Source organism: Micromonospora sp. NPDC093244, from assembly GCF_040683695.1.
Taxonomy (GTDB): Bacteria; Actinomycetota; Actinomycetes; order Mycobacteriales; family Micromonosporaceae; genus Micromonospora.
In genome coordinates this window covers 17,718-34,139 of sequence record NZ_JBFBEO010000001.1, presented here as the reverse complement: position 1 = coordinate 34,139, position 16,422 = coordinate 17,718, and the positions used below count along the sequence as shown (strand labels likewise).

Annotated in this window: 20 protein-coding genes; 2 read left to right on the top strand and 18 right to left on the bottom strand. The window is 72.0% G+C overall.

Going from position 1 to position 16,422, the window contains the following annotated elements:
• Positions 1-25 precede the first annotated feature (25 nt).
• Genes AB0N27_RS00165 through AB0N27_RS00155 form a run of 3 tightly spaced genes read right to left on the bottom strand, consistent with a single transcriptional unit; the run spans position 26 to position 1,978 of the window.
• Positions 26-661, bottom strand: a complete 636-nt coding sequence (locus AB0N27_RS00165) for a DUF3618 domain-containing protein (RefSeq protein ID WP_364362247.1) — start codon at positions 659-661, stop codon at positions 26-28.
• The gene (locus tag AB0N27_RS00160; RefSeq protein ID WP_364362246.1) at positions 658-1,125 is read right to left on the bottom strand and encodes a phage holin family protein; all 468 of its coding nucleotides are present in this window, start codon (positions 1,123-1,125) and stop codon (positions 658-660) included. The genes AB0N27_RS00165 and AB0N27_RS00160 overlap by 4 nt, the downstream gene beginning before the upstream one ends.
• Before the next feature lie 31 nt (positions 1,126-1,156).
• Positions 1,157-1,978 (bottom strand): hypothetical protein, encoded by an 822-nt coding sequence (locus AB0N27_RS00155; protein WP_364362245.1) that lies wholly within the window; start codon positions 1,976-1,978, stop codon positions 1,157-1,159.
• Positions 1,979-2,197: 219 nt separating this feature from the next.
• On the opposite strand from AB0N27_RS00155, the gene AB0N27_RS00150 reads away from it, so the two are divergent.
• A complete protein-coding gene (locus AB0N27_RS00150) occupies positions 2,198-2,689 on the top strand; it encodes a DUF4383 domain-containing protein (RefSeq protein WP_364362244.1) in 492 nt (163 codons plus the stop codon).
• A 72-nt stretch (positions 2,690-2,761) separates the two neighbouring features.
• Positions 2,762-3,421, top strand: coding sequence for a DUF6766 family protein (locus AB0N27_RS00145; protein WP_364362243.1), 660 nt, complete (start codon positions 2,762-2,764; stop codon positions 3,419-3,421).
• A 25-nt stretch (positions 3,422-3,446) separates the two neighbouring features.
• On the opposite strand, the gene AB0N27_RS00140 is transcribed toward AB0N27_RS00145, so the two are convergent.
• The 15 genes from AB0N27_RS00140 to AB0N27_RS00070 form a co-directional block, all read right to left on the bottom strand.
• Entirely contained in the window at positions 3,447-3,896 is a 450-nt protein-coding gene (locus AB0N27_RS00140) for a GNAT family N-acetyltransferase (protein ID WP_364362242.1), read from the bottom strand.
• 70 nt (positions 3,897-3,966) lie between these two features.
• Complete coding sequence (gene obgE / locus AB0N27_RS00135) at positions 3,967-5,436, bottom strand: GTPase ObgE (RefSeq protein ID WP_364362241.1); 1,470 nt, start codon at positions 5,434-5,436, stop codon at positions 3,967-3,969.
• Positions 5,437-5,528: 92 nt separating this feature from the next.
• Complete coding sequence (gene rpmA / locus AB0N27_RS00130; RefSeq protein WP_043966727.1) at positions 5,529-5,783, bottom strand: 50S ribosomal protein L27; 255 nt, start codon at positions 5,781-5,783, stop codon at positions 5,529-5,531.
• 11 nt (positions 5,784-5,794) lie between these two features.
• A complete protein-coding gene (gene rplU / locus AB0N27_RS00125; protein ID WP_007464063.1) occupies positions 5,795-6,109 on the bottom strand; it encodes a 50S ribosomal protein L21 in 315 nt (104 codons plus the stop codon).
• Positions 6,110-6,275: 166 nt separating this feature from the next.
• Positions 6,276-6,752: a hypothetical protein gene (locus tag AB0N27_RS00120; RefSeq protein ID WP_364362240.1), complete on the bottom strand. Its 477-nt coding sequence runs from the start codon at positions 6,750-6,752 to the stop codon at positions 6,276-6,278.
• Between the two features lie 97 nt (positions 6,753-6,849).
• Positions 6,850-9,864, bottom strand: a complete 3,015-nt coding sequence (locus AB0N27_RS00115; RefSeq protein WP_364362239.1) for an Rne/Rng family ribonuclease — start codon at positions 9,862-9,864, stop codon at positions 6,850-6,852.
• Between the two features lie 131 nt (positions 9,865-9,995).
• Positions 9,996-10,715, bottom strand: coding sequence for a TIGR03936 family radical SAM-associated protein (locus tag AB0N27_RS00110; protein ID WP_364365897.1), 720 nt, complete (start codon positions 10,713-10,715; stop codon positions 9,996-9,998).
• Positions 10,716-10,967: 252 nt separating this feature from the next.
• Positions 10,968-12,299, bottom strand: a complete 1,332-nt coding sequence (gene mycP / locus AB0N27_RS00105; protein WP_364362238.1) for a type VII secretion-associated serine protease mycosin — start codon at positions 12,297-12,299, stop codon at positions 10,968-10,970.
• A gap of 10 nt (positions 12,300-12,309) precedes the next feature.
• Entirely contained in the window at positions 12,310-13,764 is a 1,455-nt protein-coding gene (locus AB0N27_RS00100; RefSeq protein WP_364362237.1) for a hypothetical protein, read from the bottom strand.
• 10 nt (positions 13,765-13,774) lie between these two features.
• Positions 13,775-14,215, bottom strand: coding sequence for a hypothetical protein (locus AB0N27_RS00095; protein ID WP_364362236.1), 441 nt, complete (start codon positions 14,213-14,215; stop codon positions 13,775-13,777).
• 115 nt (positions 14,216-14,330) lie between these two features.
• A complete protein-coding gene (locus tag AB0N27_RS00090; RefSeq protein WP_364362235.1) occupies positions 14,331-14,525 on the bottom strand; it encodes a hypothetical protein in 195 nt (64 codons plus the stop codon).
• The gene (locus AB0N27_RS00085) at positions 14,522-14,884 is read right to left on the bottom strand and encodes a YbaB/EbfC family nucleoid-associated protein (RefSeq protein ID WP_364362234.1); all 363 of its coding nucleotides are present in this window, start codon (positions 14,882-14,884) and stop codon (positions 14,522-14,524) included. The genes AB0N27_RS00090 and AB0N27_RS00085 overlap by 4 nt, the downstream gene beginning before the upstream one ends.
• A complete protein-coding gene (locus AB0N27_RS00080; protein WP_364362233.1) occupies positions 14,881-15,291 on the bottom strand; it encodes a YbaB/EbfC family nucleoid-associated protein in 411 nt (136 codons plus the stop codon). The genes AB0N27_RS00085 and AB0N27_RS00080 overlap by 4 nt, the downstream gene beginning before the upstream one ends.
• A gap of 20 nt (positions 15,292-15,311) precedes the next feature.
• Positions 15,312-16,046, bottom strand: coding sequence for a hypothetical protein (locus AB0N27_RS00075; RefSeq protein ID WP_364362232.1), 735 nt, complete (start codon positions 16,044-16,046; stop codon positions 15,312-15,314).
• A gap of 48 nt (positions 16,047-16,094) precedes the next feature.
• A complete protein-coding gene (locus AB0N27_RS00070; RefSeq protein ID WP_364362231.1) occupies positions 16,095-16,403 on the bottom strand; it encodes a hypothetical protein in 309 nt (102 codons plus the stop codon).
• Positions 16,404-16,422: the final 19 nt, after the last annotated feature.

Below are 16,422 nucleotides of genomic sequence, written 5' to 3'. Positions count from 1 at the left end.
CGAGCTGTCGGCGGTGGGGCGTCGTTCAGGGACGGGACTGAGCGGTGTCCCGGACGTCGTGCGCGGCGGACTTCGTGTCGTCCTTGACGGCGTGCACGGCGTCCTGCGCGGTGGACTTCACCGACTGGGCGGCGTTCTGGGCCGGCTCGCGCAGCTCGTCCTTGAGCTCGCTCGCCACCTCGCTCAGCTTCTCCTTCACCACGCCGCTGTGCTCGCCGACCTTCTCCTTGACCTGCGCGGCGGCCTGCTGCTCGCGCTGCGAGGCCGGGATCAGCGAGGAGGCCAACCAGCCCACCCCGAACGCGATCAGGCCGGCGGCGAGGGGGTTGCCCTGCGACTTCTGCCGGATCACCCGCGGCGCGCTGTGGGCGGCGTCGCTGACGGTGGAGGCCGCCGAGTGCGCGGCGTCGCTGACGCTGGAGGCCGCCGACGAGGCGCGGTCGCCCACCGAGTGGGCGGCGTGGCCGGTGCCGTGGCCGAGGTCAGACGCGGTTCCCATGACCTTGTCCCTCACATTCTGCAGCGCGGAACGGGCCCGCTGCTTCCGGTCGTCGACGATGCGGCTCGGGCTGACCTTGTACGCCAGGGCGTCCACATCGGAGCTGAGGCTGTTACGGGTGGCTTCGATCTCGCGGCGGATCTGATCGGGATCGGTGCTCATCGGGCGACTCCCTCCGGGTGTGGCTTGAGCGCGTCGGGGATCCGCTGCACGCTGTCGTTCGTCTGCTTGAGGCCGCGTACGTGCTGGGCGTTCTTCTTGGCCTTGGAGTAGAGGACAGCGGCGACCGCGGCCCAGACGACGGCCACGATCAGCGCCGCCAGGCCGGAGTCCATCACGTTGTCCAGGAACTGCCACACGGCGATGGAGACGAACAGCGCCACCATGTAGCCGCCGAAACCGGCGCCGCCGAAGAGCCCGGCGGCCTTGCCCGCCTTCTTGCCCTCCTGACGGATCTCGGCCTTGGCGAGCTCGACCTCCTGGCGCATGAGCGTCGACAGGTCGGTGGTGACCTGACGCATCAGGTCACCGAGCGAGCTGCCCTTCACCTCCGCCGCGGTGTGCGGGGCACCCGGGTCGGTGTGGTATCCGGAGTTTAGGCCGGACCCCTGCGTCGGCATGGTCATGCGGTCACCTCCCGTGGGATGGCTCGGCGGTTCACGGGCGGGTGGTGCCGCTGGACGGCACGCCCGGCAGCGGGTCGGTCTGGTTCACCGGCGGGAGCGGCTGCCCGGTGCCGGTGTGCTCACCCTGGACCGGGTCGGTGTAGCCACCGGGGGCCGGGTCGGCGTAGCCACCGGGGGCCGGGTCGGCGTAGCCGCCGGAGGTCGGCTCGGTGTACGTGCCGGGGGTCGGGTCGAGGTAGCCGCCCTGCGGGACGGTGTCCTGCGCGGGCTGGGTCGGGATCACCGCGGTCTGCTCCGGGTCGTACGCGCCGGCGCCGCGGTAGCTCGGGGAGACGCTGCCGGAGTCGTCACCGGCGGCGGAGATGCTGCGGGTCAGCCGTCCGGCGAGCACACCGAGCACTGCCGCGCCGACCAGGAAGGTGCCCGGGTTGCGTCGCGCGTAGTCGCGTACCTCGGTGATCAGGTCGCCGGGCTGGCGCTCGTCCAGCCAGCCGGCCACACCGTGCACCCGGTCGGCGGCCTGGCGGGCCAGCTCGCTCACCGGGCCGGCCTGGCCACCCTGCTCGGCCATCGAGCGCATCTCGTCGGCGATCGACCGCAGCCCGGTCGCGGCGCGGCGCTGCTGGTCACCGGCCTGGCTGGTGAGCTGGGTACGCGCCTCGCCGTACAGGTTGCGGGCCTGACGGGCGGCCTCGCGGCCAACCTCGGTGCCCTGCTCCTTGGCGGTCTGCGCGACCGCGCCACCCGCCTGGGCCGCCTCCGAGCCGACCTGGCGGGCCTGCTCGCGGACGCCGCCGCCGTTCGTCGACTGCTGCCCATAGGTGGAAGTCGTAGGTGACAGATCGTAGGTCATGATTTCCCTTCCGCTCGGAAAGTCGTCGCGGTGTGCTGGGGGATGTCGACCGCGTCGCCGCGGCCGCCGACACTTCACCTACCCTGCGTTCTCTGATCCATACCTCTTCGTGCATTTCTCTGCGTCACACATCGCCGCGACGCCAGAATGGAGGATCGTGATGTCGCCGCCACGGACGGTGAGGTTCGCGGGGCCGGCAGATCCACGAAGGGGGCAGCGGTGGCACGAGACACGCGAGGTGGCCGGTCGTCCGGCCCGCGACCCCGGGTGCAGGTGGCAGCGCTCGCCGCCGCCGGCCTCTTCCTGCTGATCGGCGTCCTGGGCTTCATCCCCGGCATCACCACCGACTACGGCGAGTTGGCCTTCGCCGGGCACCACTCGGACGCGCGGCTGCTCGGGCTCTTCCAGGTGTCGATCCTGCACAACGCGGTGCACCTGCTGTTCGGGCTGGCCGGTCTCGTGCTGGCCCGCAGCATCGCCGGCGCCCGGCTCTTCCTCGCCGGCGGCGGCGCGATCTACCTCGCCCTCTGGCTCTACGGCCTGGCCCTCGAGGCGGTCGACGCGGAGGGCGGCGCGAACATCCTGCCGGTGAACGCCGCCGACAACTGGCTGCACCTGGCGCTCGGCTTCGGCATGCTCGCCCTCGGGCTGCTGCTGTCGAACCAGGTGGGCACCGGCGGACGGCTGGACACCCCATTCGACAGGCCCTGACCTGCCGCTGGGGCGGTTTCGCGACCATCGGGGTGTGGGTATCCGGGGGCGATCCGCGAAGGAGATGACGAGATGCCCCGTTGGTTACGCGACAACGCTCTGACCATCGCCATGCTGGGCGCGTTCCTGGTCTTCCTGGTGCTCCAGAGCGTCTTCGGCTGGCAGACCCACAACGAGGAGCTGGTCGAGTTCGGGGCCGCACCGCTGAGCTGGCCGGCGTACCTGACCACCGGGCACTTCGCCGAGGCCGTCTTCGAGAACTGGGAGTCGGAGTTCCTCCAGATGGGCGGGTACGTGCTGCTCACCGCGTACCTGGTGCAGCGCGGCTCGGCCGAGTCCAAGCCGGTGGACCAGACCGACCGACCGGAGGACGACGAGCGGCACGCCACCGCCCGCTCCCCCTGGCCGGTCCGCGCCGGCGGCCTTCCGCTCGTGGTCTACCGCAACAGCCTCTCCCTCGCGCTGCTGCTGATCTTCGCCGGCTCGTTCGTCGGGCACCTGCTCGGTGGCACCGCCGCCTACAACCAGGAGCAGGCGTTGCAGAGCGGCGCACCGCCGATCGGGGCGTGGGACTTTCTGCGCACCAGCGACTTCTGGTTCCAGTCGATGCAGAACTGGCAGAGCGAGTTCCTCGCGGTCGGCGCCCTGATCCTGCTGAGCATCGTCCTGCGGCAGCACGCCTCGCCCGAGTCGAAGCCGGTCACCGTCGAGCACGCCACCACCGGCGCCTGAGCGCCGGGCGCGGACGGCGGGACCGTCAGGCCGCGACCGGTAGCCGCTTGGCGAAACAGACGCTGTACGGGTTGCCCACGTACTCGCCGTAGACCGGGATCGGCTCGTAGCCGCACGAGGTGTACAGCCCGATGGCGGCCGGAAGGTACGTGCCGGTCTCCAGGCAGACCACCGAGTGGCCCTGCCGGAACGCGCACTCCTCCAACGCGGCGAGGAGTTGGCGGGCGATCCCCCGACCCCGGTACGCCGGCCGGACGTACATCCGCTTGACCTCGCCCGTGGTGGCGTCGAGCGCCTGGAGGCCGCCGCAGGCGACCGCCCGGCCGTTCACCACCACCGCGAGGTAGCGGATGTCGTCGTGGGTGACGGTGGCCTGCCCGTCCAGGCCCCCATCGGCCTCGCGCAGCTCACGCTGCTGCGCGCCGACCAGTGCGGCGATCTCCGGATCGGTGGCGGGCCGCGCTTCGATCAACATCACCCGACGTTAGGCGGGGCGGATTTCGCGCAGGTTTCCGGCAGCCATCCCGATCACGGAGCGCAATCGGCTACTCGGCGTCGTCCTCGTCGTCGATCGCCTCGTCGTCGGACGAGTCCGCGCCGACCTCGTCCGCCGAGCGCACCCGGCGGGCCTTGCGCGCGGCGAGCCGCTCGGCCGCCGACGCCCGGTTCGACTTCTCCTCCAGCCGGATGTCGGTGCCCCGGTTGCCGGGCACGAACTCCACGCCGGCGAACAGCGTCGGCTGCCAGTCGAACTCGCGCTCGCCGATGCGGACCAGGTCGCCGGGCTGCGCGCCGGCCTTGGCCAGCTTGTCCTCGACACCGAGCCGGGCCAGCCGGTCGGCCAGGTAGCCGACCGCCTCGTCGTTGTCGAAGTTCGTCTGCTTGACCCACCGCTCCGGCCGGACGCCACGGACCGTGAACGAGCCGTCCGACTCGGCCGTGATGGTGAAGCCGGCGTCGTCCACGGCGAGCGGACGGATCACGATCCGGGTCGGCTCGGCCGGAGGCGCCGCCTTGCGCTCCGCCTCGACCAGCTCGGCCATCGCGTACGTCAGCTCCTTGAGCCCTTCGCGGGTGGCCGCGGAGACCTCGAACACCCGGTAGCCGCGCTCCTCCAGGTCCGGCCGGACGATCTCGGCGAGATCCCGGCCGTCCGGCACGTCGACCTTGTTCACTGCCACCAGCCGCGGGCGCTCGGTCAGGCCGCCGTACTGGCTCAGCTCGGCCTCGATGGCGTCGATGTCGGCGACCGGGTCACGGCCGGGCTCCAGGGTCGCCGAGTCGATGACGTGCACCAGCACCGCGCAACGCTCGATGTGTCGCAGGAACTCCAGGCCCAGGCCCTTGCCGTTGGCCGCGCCCGGGATCAGCCCCGGCACGTCGGCGACTGTGAACGTGTGGTTGTCCATCCGGACCACACCCAGGTTGGGCACGAGGGTGGTGAACGGGTAGTCGGCGATCTTCGGCTTCGCGGCGGAGATCACCGAGATCAGCGACGACTTGCCCGCCGACGGGAAGCCCACCAGGCCCACGTCGGCGACGCTCTTGAGCTCCAGGACGATGTCCAACTGGTCGCCGGGCTCCCCCAGCTCGGCGAAGCCCGGAGCCTTGCGCTTGGCGTTCGCCAGCGAAGCGTTGCCCCGCCCGCCCCGCCCGCCACGGGCCACTTCGAAGGTGGTGCCGGCGCCGACCATGTCGGCCAGCACGGTGCCGTCGGTGGACTGCACCACTGTGCCGTTGGGGACCTTGAGCACCAGGTTGTGGCCGTTGGCGCCGTCCCGGTTCGACCCGGCGCCGCCCTTGCCGTTGTCGGCCTTGACGTGCGGGTGGAAGTGGAAGTCGAGCAGCGTGGTCACCTGCGGGTCGACCACCAGCGACACGCTGCCGCCGTGCCCGCCGTTCCCGCCGTCCGGCCCGCCGAAGGGCTTGAACTTCTCGCGGTGGATCGAGACACAACCGTGCCCGCCATCACCGGCCTGCAGATGCAGAACGACCCGGTCAACGAACGTCGCCACGGCGTCAATCCTTCCAGCGAGGGTCGACCCCGCACTTCGAAAAAGCGAAGCGGGCCGGGACCCGGAGGTCCGCGGCCCGCTCAGCTCGAGAGCTACTGCTGCGGAACGATGCTGACGGTCTTGCGACCGCGCTTGGTGCCGAACAGGACCGAACCGGCGGCCAGGGCGAACAGCGTGTCGTCGCCGCCACGGCCGACCAGGTCACCGGGGTGGAACTTGGTGCCACGCTGCCGGATGAGGATCTCACCGGCGCTGACGACCTGACCACCGAAGCGCTTCACGCCGAGTCGCTGGGCCGCGGAATCGCGACCGTTACGCGAGCTGGACGCACCCTTTTTGTGAGCCATTGGAGGACGACCTACTTCCCGCTGGAGATGCCGGTCACCTTGACCTGGGTCAACGGCTGGCGGTGACCCTGGCGCTTGTGGTAGCCGGTCTTGTTCTTGAACTTGTGGATCCGGATCTTCGGGCCCTTGGTGTGCGCGGCGATCTCGCCGGACACCGCGACCTCGGCAAGCTTCGCCGCGTCGGTCACCAGGTCGTCACCGTCGACGAGGAGCACCGCGGTGAGCTTCACCGCGTCACCGGGAGCACCGGTGAGCTTCTCGACCTCGATCACGTCGCCCTCGGCGACCTTGTACTGCTTGCCGCCGGTCTTGACGATCGCGTACATCGGAGGCGGACTCCCTGTCGTTGAGGCTGCTGGCGGTCGTCCCCGTGGCGGCTCGCCGGGTAGCAGTGCACGGCGGCGCGGGCACACGGGAACACGGCACACCAAAAGTGCGCCGCAGACAAGAGTACGCCATCGCCGGCCCGGACCCCAAACCGGCCCGCCCTGCTCAGCGCGGACAGAGCTGGTCGAGACGCTGCTGAAGCCTGTCGAGTTCGGTCTCGTCGATCGACTCGACGTCGACGCCGAGCGCGGCGACCTCGGTCCCGATGTCGGTGAGCAGCGTCTTGAGCTGCGGATCGACAGTCCGCGCCGACTGCTCCCGCAGCGCCGTCCGCCAGCCCGTCAGCGCCGCCTCGGCCCGCTCCCGGGCGGCCTCGGCGGTGGCGCTGTCCCCGTCGCCCAGCGCCGCGATCATCCGGCCCAGCTCCTCCACGTACGTCTGGACGGCGCTGGCGCCCACCTGCCGCGCGGCGGCGCAGACCTGGACGGTGTCGCCGGCCGCCGCGCCGCCACCCGCCGGCGTGGCGACCGGGCCGGCGGGGGCTCCCCCGGTGGCCGAACCGGTCGGGCTCCCGTCGGCGGCGCAACCACCCCCGACGGAGAGCGCGGCGACCAGCACGGTGACGGCGAGCAGACGACGCATCTTCTTCTCCTGACCGAGGATGGCCGGACCGGCGAGGTCCCTCCCCCGTCACTATGCCGGGGAAGGGACCTCGTCAAACATCGGGCCGGTCAGACGGTCAGGGGCGGGTCCGCCGGCGGGCGCCACCCCTGCGGGAACGGCGACGGCCCGCGCCGCCCTCGGCGCTCTCCTCGTCGGAGTCACCGTCGGCGAGCGCATCCGGGTCGTCCGCGGCGGCCAGCCGGGCCGACTCGCCCTGCTGGCTGTCCGACACGGCCGGCGCGGCGGCGGTGTCCGACTCGTAGCGGGACAGGTCGTAGCCCATGGTGTCGACGTAGTCGGCGCCCGGTTCGGCAGCGCTGTCGGTCTCGGTGACCTCGACCACCGCCTTCTCCGCCGAGGCGCTCTTGCGCGCCCGGCGGCGGGACGACGCGGTGCCCTGCTCGGCGGGCGGAGCGGCGGCGACCGACGAGGCGACCGCCTTGACTTTCTCCCCCGCCCCACCGGTACGCGGCTTCTCCGGCACCGGCTCGGTGTGGATGATGACGCCCCGACCCTTGCAGCACTCGCAGGTCTCGCTGAACGCCTCCAGCAGCCCCGCGCCGATCCGCTTACGGGTCATCTGCACCAGGCCGAGCGAGGTGATCTCGGTGACCTGGTGCTTGGTCCGGTCCCGGCCCAGGCACTCGGTCAGCCGGCGCAGCACCAGCTCACGGTTCGACTCGAGCACCATGTCGATGAAGTCGATCACCACGATGCCGCCGATGTCACGCAGCCGCAGCTGGCGGACGATCTCCTCGGCCGCCTCCAGGTTGTTGCGGGTGACAGTCTCCTCCAGGTTGCCCCCGGAGCCCGTGTACTTGCCGGTGTTGACGTCGACCACAGTCATGGCCTCGGTCTTGTCGATCACCAGCGAGCCGCCGGACGGCAGGAAGACCTTGCGGTCCAGGCCCTTGATGATCTGCTCGTCGATCCGGTACTCGGCGAACACGTCGCTCGTGCCGACGTGCCGGCGCACCCGGTCGACCAGATCCGGGGAGACGTGCGACAGGTACGACTCGACCATGTCGTACGACTGCTCGCCCTCGATCACCAGCTCGCGGAAGTCCTCGTTGAACAGGTCCCGGACCACCCGGATGACCAGGTCGGGCTCCTCGTACAGCAGCACCGGCGCGCCACCCTCGGTAGCCTTGGCCTGGATGTCCTCCCACTGCGCCTGGAGCCGCTTGACGTCCCGGGCCAGCTCGTCCTCGCTGGCGCCCTCGGCGGCCGTACGGACGATCACGCCCGCGCCGTCCGGGACCAGCTTCTTGAGCGCGTCCCGCAGCCGCTTGCGCTCGGTGTCCGGCAGCTTGCGGCTGATGCCTGAGGCGTTGCCGTTGGGCACGTACACCAGGTGGCGGCCGGACAGCGCGATGTGGCTGGTCAGCCGCGCGCCCTTGTGCCCGATCGGGTCCTTGGTGACCTGGACCAGCACCGAGTCGCCGGAGCGCAGCGCCTGCTCGATCGAGCGGGCGCGCCCCTCCAGGCCGGAGGTGTCCCAGTTGACCTCGCCGGCGTACAGCACCGCGTTGCGGCCCCGGCCGACGTCGACGAACGCCGCCTCCATGCTCGGCAGCACGTTCTGCACCTTGCCCAGGTACACGTTGCCGGCCATGGTGCCTGAGGAGTTGCGGGTCACGTAGTGCTCAACAAGCACCCCGTCCTCCAGGACGGCGATCTGGGTGCGGTCACCGCGCTGGCGGACCGCCATCACCCGGTCGACTGCCTCCCGGCGGGCCAGGAACTCCGACTCGCTGAGGATCGGCGGACGCGTACGCCGCTGCTCCCGGCCGTCCCGGCGGCGCTGGCGCTTGGCCTCCAGCCGGGTCGAGCCGGACACGCCCTGCACCTCGTCGACCGTCTTGCGCGGCTCGCGGATCTTGACCACGGTGGGTACGCCGTCGTCGGCGGCGCCCTCGGTGTCACCCGCGCCACGACGGCGGCGACGCCGGCGCCGACGGGTCATCCCGTCCCCGCCCTCGGACTCCTCGTCCTCGTCGCCCTCGGCCTCGGCGGTCTCCTCCTCCTCGGCCTGCGCGGCCTCCTCGGCGTCGTCGTCCTCGGCGTCCTCGGCACCGCCCTTGCCCCGGCCCCGGCCCCGGCGACCACGCCGGCGGCGACGGCGCGCGGCGGCGCTGTCCTCGTCGTCCTCATCCGCCTCGGTGGCCTCCTCGGCCTCCTCGGTCGGCTCCTCCTCGGCCTCGACCGCCTCGACCGGCTCCACCGGCTCGACGTCGCGGCGGCCACGCCGGCGACGGCGGGACGGCTCGGCCTCGACGGCCGGCTCCTCGGCGACCGGGGCGGGCTCCGCCGGCCGGGTCACCGGTACGGCGTCCGGCTGCGGCGCCATGAACAGCACGGTGGGCGCGGTGAGCGCCGCCCGGCGACGGCGGGTACGCGGCTGCTCCGGCTCGACCACCTCGGCCGGCTCATCAGGCACTGCGGCCACAGCCACGCCCGGCGGCACCTCACCGGAGACATCCTCGACGCCGCTGGTCCGGGTCGGCTCGTCGTTCAGCTCCGCCTCGGCCTCGCGCCTGTCGGATTCCGCAGCCTGGGCGTCCTCGTCCTCGACGGCGGGCACCTCGTCGACGGCCGCCGGCTCCTCGACGGCGGCGGGAGGCTCCTCGACGGCGGCCGGCGTGGCCTTCTTGCGCCGGGTGCGGGTCACCTTGACCGGAGGTACGACGTCGGTCGGGGCCACCTCCGCACTGGCCGCGACCAGCGGTTCGTCGGCGGTGGTCTCGACGGGTGTCGCCTTGCGGCGGCGCCGGGGCGTCTTCGGGGCGACGTCCAGCTCACCGGAGATCGGGGCGAAGACCTCAGCCTGGGGCGACTCCACAGCGCCAGCCCCGGCGGTGGAAGCCTCGACGGGCGCCTCGGCCTGCTCCGGCTGGTTGAGCGGGGCGGCCCGACGCCGGGTCGCCCGGGCACGTCGCGCCGGTGCTGGAGGCTCGGCGTTCTCCGCCCCGGACGGCTCCGTGCCGGGGGTCGCGACGGTGCCGCCGTCGGCAGTGGTGCTCTGGTCGGCGGTCTCGCCGGCCGGCTGTGAACCGGTCCGTTCGCCGCCCTCGGGCTCGTTCTCGAGCATGGACGTTCTCCAGTTCTGGCTAGCCCGGGCGCGGGTGAGCGCTGCCACGCAGGGTCGCCGCAAAAGTGTTTCCGCCGGGCGCGCGTGGTGCGCGACCGCCGAAGTCTGCCTGCCAGAGCACTGACCGTCGGTCAGTGCTCAACGATGGCTGCCCCGTCGCGGTCCGCATCCAACGGATCCACGATCGCACCCTGCGCGGTCAGCGTGCCCTGAGCCAGCCGGGTCACCCTCGGCGAGACCGGCGGCTCCAGGTCGGCCACCACGCGGAGGCCGGAAAGGACGTCATCGGGCCGTACGGACGGGGTGACCTGCCGCACGACCAGTTCGAGTATCGCACACGGGACGGCCGGTGCCCCGGAAGGCGTCGGCGTCGGGGTGAGGACATCGATCGATATCACGGCCGCACGAGCGTCGAAGGTGCGTCGGCCCTGCTTGGTCATCCGCTCGACCAGCACCTCGTCGGCGGCGGTGAACGCGTCCACGGCGGCGCGCAGCACGGTCGGGTCGACCTCGGGCAACTCGATGTGCCAGTGCGAGGCCTGGATCCGGTCCGGCAGGCTGCCCCCGTCGGCGACCACGGCGTCCAGCACGTCCAGGCCGGGCGAGAGCGCGGCGTCCAGCGCCGCCCGCAGCGCCTCCGGGTCGACCGGCGCCTGGAGGCCGATCTCCAGGTACTCGGCCTCGCTCGCCACGCCGGTGGGCGCGGCGCTGGCGTAGGAGATCTTCGGGTGCGGGGTGAATCCCTGGGAGAAGGCGATCGGCACGGCGGCCCGACGCAGCGCACGCTCGAAGGCCCGGGCGAAGTCCCGGTGCGAGGTGAACCGCAGAGGACCGCGCTTGGCGTACCGGATGCGGACGCGCTGGACGACCGGTGCCTGGCCGCCCTCGGGTTGAGGCTTTCTGGCGATCGTGGGCTCCCTGGGGTGTACCTGCGTGTCCACCCATCCTGGCGCAGGGCCCGTGACGGTACCCAACCGGGGCGGCCTGATCGGCCCGGTGAACCGGCGCAAACCGGCCAGCGGGGCCGGGTCGACCCGCCCCACGACTCGCGGGCCGGCCGACGACCCGCGGGTCACCTGCCGGCCCGTCGACGAACAGAGGGGTTACCGCTCCCTCGGCGGCGCGGGCGGTGTCCCACCTGGCGGGGCGTAACCCGACGGTGGGGCGTACCCGGGCGGCGGGGCGTAGCCCTCCGGTGGGGCGTACCCGGTGGGGGGCGCGGGGTCGAGCAGGTCATCCGGGAGGTCGGCCGGTAGGGCCGCCTCGCGGCGGTACCGGCGACGGTTCCAGATCAGGAAGACCACAAGCGCCACCAGCAGCACCAGCACCACGGCGATGCCGATGCCGATGACCATGACCTGCTGGTCCGTGGGACCACCGCGGTCGCCGTGCTGGGTGACGTCGAACTCCTCGTCCGAGGCATCCGCGCGGGCCGGCGTCGGGTTGGTCACGGCTGACGGATCCAGCAGTGGGTTGGCGGCGACCTGCGGCACGTTCGCGCTCAACGCGGTCACCGGGTCGATCAGGCCGAAGCCGTACTGCGGGTCCCGGCCGGCCGGCCCGGCGTCCCGGGCGGTCCGGATGATCCGGTTGATCACGTTGGCGGCGTCGAGGTTCGGATACTTCGCCCGGATCAACGCGGCCACACCCGACACGATCGCCGCCGAGTCGGAGGTGCCGTCACCCCATCCGTAGCCCTTGCCGGGCCCCACGTTGTAGACGTCGTCGCCGGGCGCGGCGATCACCGCCTCCGGCCCGTTGGCCGACCCGGACCAGAAGGCGCCACCCCGGGTGGTGCCGGTGACGGCGAGCACGCCGGGAACGGTGGCGGGAGCGGCAACCTGCACGAGGCCCCTGGCGAGGTTGCCGGCGGAGACCACCACGACGACGTCGCGGTCCAGGGCGTACCTGATGGCGCTCTCCTCCTCCGGAGTGACCGCCGAGGGCTTGCCCTGGGACAGGTTGATCACATCGGCGCCGCCGTCCACGGCCATCCGGATGCCGCGCGAGACCGCGCTGTCGTCATACGGCTGGTCCTTGCCCGCGTGCAGCTTGATGGGCAGGATCCGCGCGTCGGGGGCGATGCCGTCGACACCGTCGCTGCTGGCGTTCGTCGCCGCGATGATGCCGGACAGGTGGGTGCCGTGCCCGTCCTCGTCGGCCCGGCCGTCACCACCGGCGCCGTAGCTGCGGCCACCGGCGAGCACCTGGCCCTTCAGATCCGGGTGGCTGGCGTCGACGCCGCTGTCGATCACGGCCACGACCACGCCCCGCCCGGTGGAGAGCTTCTGTGCCTGCTCGATCCGGAGCTCGTCCAGATACCACTGTTCGGCTCGCCGGGGCGCGGCGGCCGCCGGTTGGGCGGCTCCCAGCACCAGGAGCCCCGCCAGCAGGCCAGCCGCGACCGGCCGGAGCGCTCCGACGTTCACCCTCATCCGTCCATCCTCATCGCAGGACACCGGGGGACGCACCGTCACCGGGGCCCCACGGATCGTCGTCCTCAGTCAACCACGACGAGTGCTCGGAGCCCGTGCCACCGGCGCCGTGTCCGGCACCTCCGGCGCCGCCCATCATGCCGCCGCCCATCATGCCGGCACCGCCACGCGCGCCGCCTGCCGCGCCGGCGCCGCCCGCGCCCGCCGCGGTACGCAGCGCGTTCGCCGCGCTCGTCATCGGCGGCACCTTGCCGTTGCCACCACCGACCATGCCGGGGATTCCGCCCATGCCGATCCCGCCGGCGGCGCCCAGGCCACCACCGCCGGCCCCGATCCCGCCTGCCGAACCGACACCACCGCCGCCGAAGCCACCGCCGGCGCCACCCAGCCCGGCGCTGCCGACGCCGGAGCCGCCCAGGCCGCCGCCGAAGCCGCTGCCGACCCCACCGGGCCCGGCACCGGCCAGCCCACTTGTGTAGTCCTCGTCGCCTCCCGGGTAGCCCGAGCCGGTGGACGGCGGGTCGAACGGGCCCGCCCCGGTCGGCGAGGGGCCCCCGCCGGGACCGCCGGTCGTGGGCGGCGAGAACGGACCCACGCCGGACGTGGGGCCGCCGGTGTCGCCAATGCCGGGCGGCCTGCTGCCGATGTCCGGACGAGTGCCGACGTCGGGAGTGCCGATGTTGGGATTGCCGGTGTCGGGGCGGCCCGTCGGCGGCACCCGGTCGTCGGGCCGGTAGGTGTCCTGCTGACCCGACGGATCCTGTACGACCAGCTTGGGACGTTCGGTGTACACCGCCTTGGGCAGTGGAGACATCGCCGTGTTGGCGGCCTGCTGGTTGTCCCGGTACCAGTTGTCCAGGTGGGACTTGGTGTCCCACCAGCCGCCGCGCTTCTGGTCACCGGCCTGGCCGTCGACCTTCATCGTCGCTTCCAGGTCGTCGGCCTTGTCGCGGAACGCGCCGTCGGCGTACGACGCCGGGTTGCTCTGGTAGTCCTGCCGGAGGGCGGCCAGGAACCCCGTCGTGCTCTCGCCGTCGCGGGCGTCGTCGAGCTCGGTGCCGTTGGGCAGGCTCCACTCGTTCCAGCCGAAGTCGTCCATCAGCGGGATCGGGATCGTGGAGACCGCCTTGCGGATGTCCCCCTCGATCCGCGTCAACGCGCCGCTGACGTTGCTCGCGTCGGTGATCAGCTCCTCGATCTGCTTGCCGATCTCGCCCAGGTGCTCGCGGTACGCGTCACCGCCGCTGCCCTTCCAACCGGCGAGCATGGCCGGCAGCCCGCCGACGTGCGGGCGCTCCTGACCTGTCGCGATCGGGCCGACGAACGACCGGCCGACGAGCGCGTCGCGCAGGTAGCCCAGACCGGTGGAGAGGTTGTTCCAGCCCACCCCTACCGAACCGACGGTGTCCGGGTCCGCGGAGAGCGTCACCTCGCGGACGCACCGCTCCCAGGTTCCTCCAGCCATGTCGTCCCCCTCAGGCCGTGTACGGGTAGGTGGGTGCGCCGCTGGCCGTGGGCGGCGGCGCCGCGGAGTCCAGGAGGCGTTCGATCTCCTTGCCGTTGGCGGCGTTGCGGGCCTCCGTGTCGCGGAACGCCTTGGCGATGTCCTCGGTGCCCTTCTTCAGCGCCGCGAGCTTCTGCGACAGCGTCGTCAGGTGCGCCTCCATGTTGGCGGTGGACTTCGTCAGCGCCTGCCACTGCATGCGGGCATCCTCGTAGGCACCGAAGGGGGTGCCGTTCGGAACGGTCTGGGCGCTGCTGCTGTCGCCCTTCATCCGTTCCTTGACGCGCTCCATCTCGTACTTGATGGTGTCGTCGACGTACTGCTTCAGGCGCTCGATGTACGTGGCCGCCGCGTCCAGGTCCTCGACGCTGACGTGCAGATCGCCGGTGTTCGGCGGCGGAATGTCCCCCATGCGATTCCTCCCCGTTGCCGACCCACCGGGTCGGTCCATGTCAGACGCAGCGTATCGAGTACCGCCACGTCGAGGCAGCACCCACCGTCGCTAATCGTAACCACTGCTGTCGATGTCAGCGACGCAGTTGCGGGACGAGCAGCGCGATACCGATCCCCACCAGGGCCAACGGAGCCAGCAGGACGGCCACGCCACTCCAGGCGGCCTCGTCCCGCATCACCTGGACAACCATCAGGACCACCAGACCCACGAGGATCACGGCGATCACCGAGAGCATCACCACCAGCACACGGGCCTTGTCAGGGCTCATCGTCCGTCCCTCCCACGGGGCACCAGCGACATCGGATCGGCGAGGAAGGTGTCGACGTCGACACCTCCCAGCCGCAGGCCGGACATGATCTCCGACCGACGCTCGTCGGCGAGCGCCTCGGCGGCGCGGACGGCCTCCACCACCGCCTCGCCGAGCGTGATGTTGTCCACCGTACGGGGGGCCCGCGCGGCGACGGAGACGTCCAGCAGCTCCTTCGCACCGGACACGGTGGCGGTGACCATGCCGTCGGCGGCGGTGCCGACGAACTCCTCCCGGGCCAGTTGCCCGGTCTCGCTTGTGGCCGTCTCCAGCAGCGCGGTCACCTCCGTGACCAACTGTGCGATGTCGACCCTCCTCATCGGAGCCCCCTCGTCGCGTCGCGCCACACGGTCAGTGGATCCCGCGCGCCGGCTTCCCAGTCGACCGGGTCCGGCACGACGTCGTCGAGACCGGCCCGGATGGTCTGCGCCATGGCGAGCCGGGCGGCGGTCACCGCCTGGCGGCAGTGCGGGCCCAGGAGGTTGGCGGGCAGGTCCCGCACCGCCCGCGCGCTGATCCGTACGTCGGTCACCTCGCCCGCCCCGTCGACGACCGCGACTATCGTCCCTGTCTCGTCGGCCCCCTCGTACGTCCGGTCGCGGGTCTCGGCGACCATCGCCACGAGGTCCCGGGTGGCCTCCTCGGCGCGGCGCAGAGCGGGTTCGTACGCCTCGGTGCGGGTCACCTCCCGGACGGAGTCGACGGCCCTGCGGTAGGCATCACTCATCACTGCTCCGTTCGTCGGACTCAGTTGCCCGGTACCACGATCTCCTTGTTCCAGCTCTCCGGGTCGCTGACGATCTCCCGGTAGCGGTCCCCGATCCGGGCGCTCTCGGCGTCGACCTTGTCCCCGGTCAGCTCGAATCCGCGCTTGAGCTGGGCCACTGCCGTGCCGATCGCGCTGTTCGCGCCGCGCATGGCCTGCATGAGCCCGACGATGGCGGTGATGATGGCGGTCACGAACGCGGCCCAACTGCCGATGACCGCCCACTTGAAGGCGGGGCCGGCCGGGCCTGCGGTGTTGGCGGCGATGCAGCCGACGATCGCGAGGCCGGTGCCCACCGACCAGGCCCAGAAGAGCGTCTCGAGCCCGTCGGCGACTGTGTTGCAGCCCGACGAGGTCGTGATGGCGAGTTCCTTCAGTGCGTCCAGCGGCTCGACGACCTTTGTGGTCAGGAAACTCTTGAAGACCTCGGCGCCGCCGCCCTTCCACAGCCCGTCGACCTCGCCGTGGAGTCGGGACAGCCGGCCGGCCAGGGCGGAGAACTCCTCGGCGAGGCCCGTCCACTTGTCGTCGGCCTCCTGAAACGGGGCCCAGCTGCGGATGTTCATGACGGCGACCGGGCTGACGAAGGCCATCGCCAGGGCCCCCGCGCCGGACGGCTCGGCCGCCACGGCGAGCGTCCCGCCCAGGCCGATGATGACCGCCTCCAAGCCGATCGTGCCTGCCGTGTCAGCGCCGGACACCACGTTGTCCGCCACAGCTCACCCCCCGTGTGCCGTCGAAAGAAGAAAGAACCGCGCCTGTGCTCAGTCCAGAGCGGTGTCGAACGACTGGCCGTGCCGCTGCTCCATCGTCTGGTAGTGCTGGACGACCCGGCCGAGCCCCTGCGCGACCTCGCCGAGCGCGGCGGCGAGCGCCGACACCGCCTGCGTGGTCGTCTCGTGCATCTCGTCGTACGCGGCGGAGAACCCCGCGTCGAACGCCGGTGCGGCCCCGGAGGGCAGCCGCAGGTATTCGATCTTGGGGAGCACACCGGAACGCAGCGACTCCGCCGTCCCCGACATCTCCGAGGCGAGTTCGCCGAGCTTGCCGGTGTTCATGGAGAATTCGGACACAACGCCTCCCGCACCAACG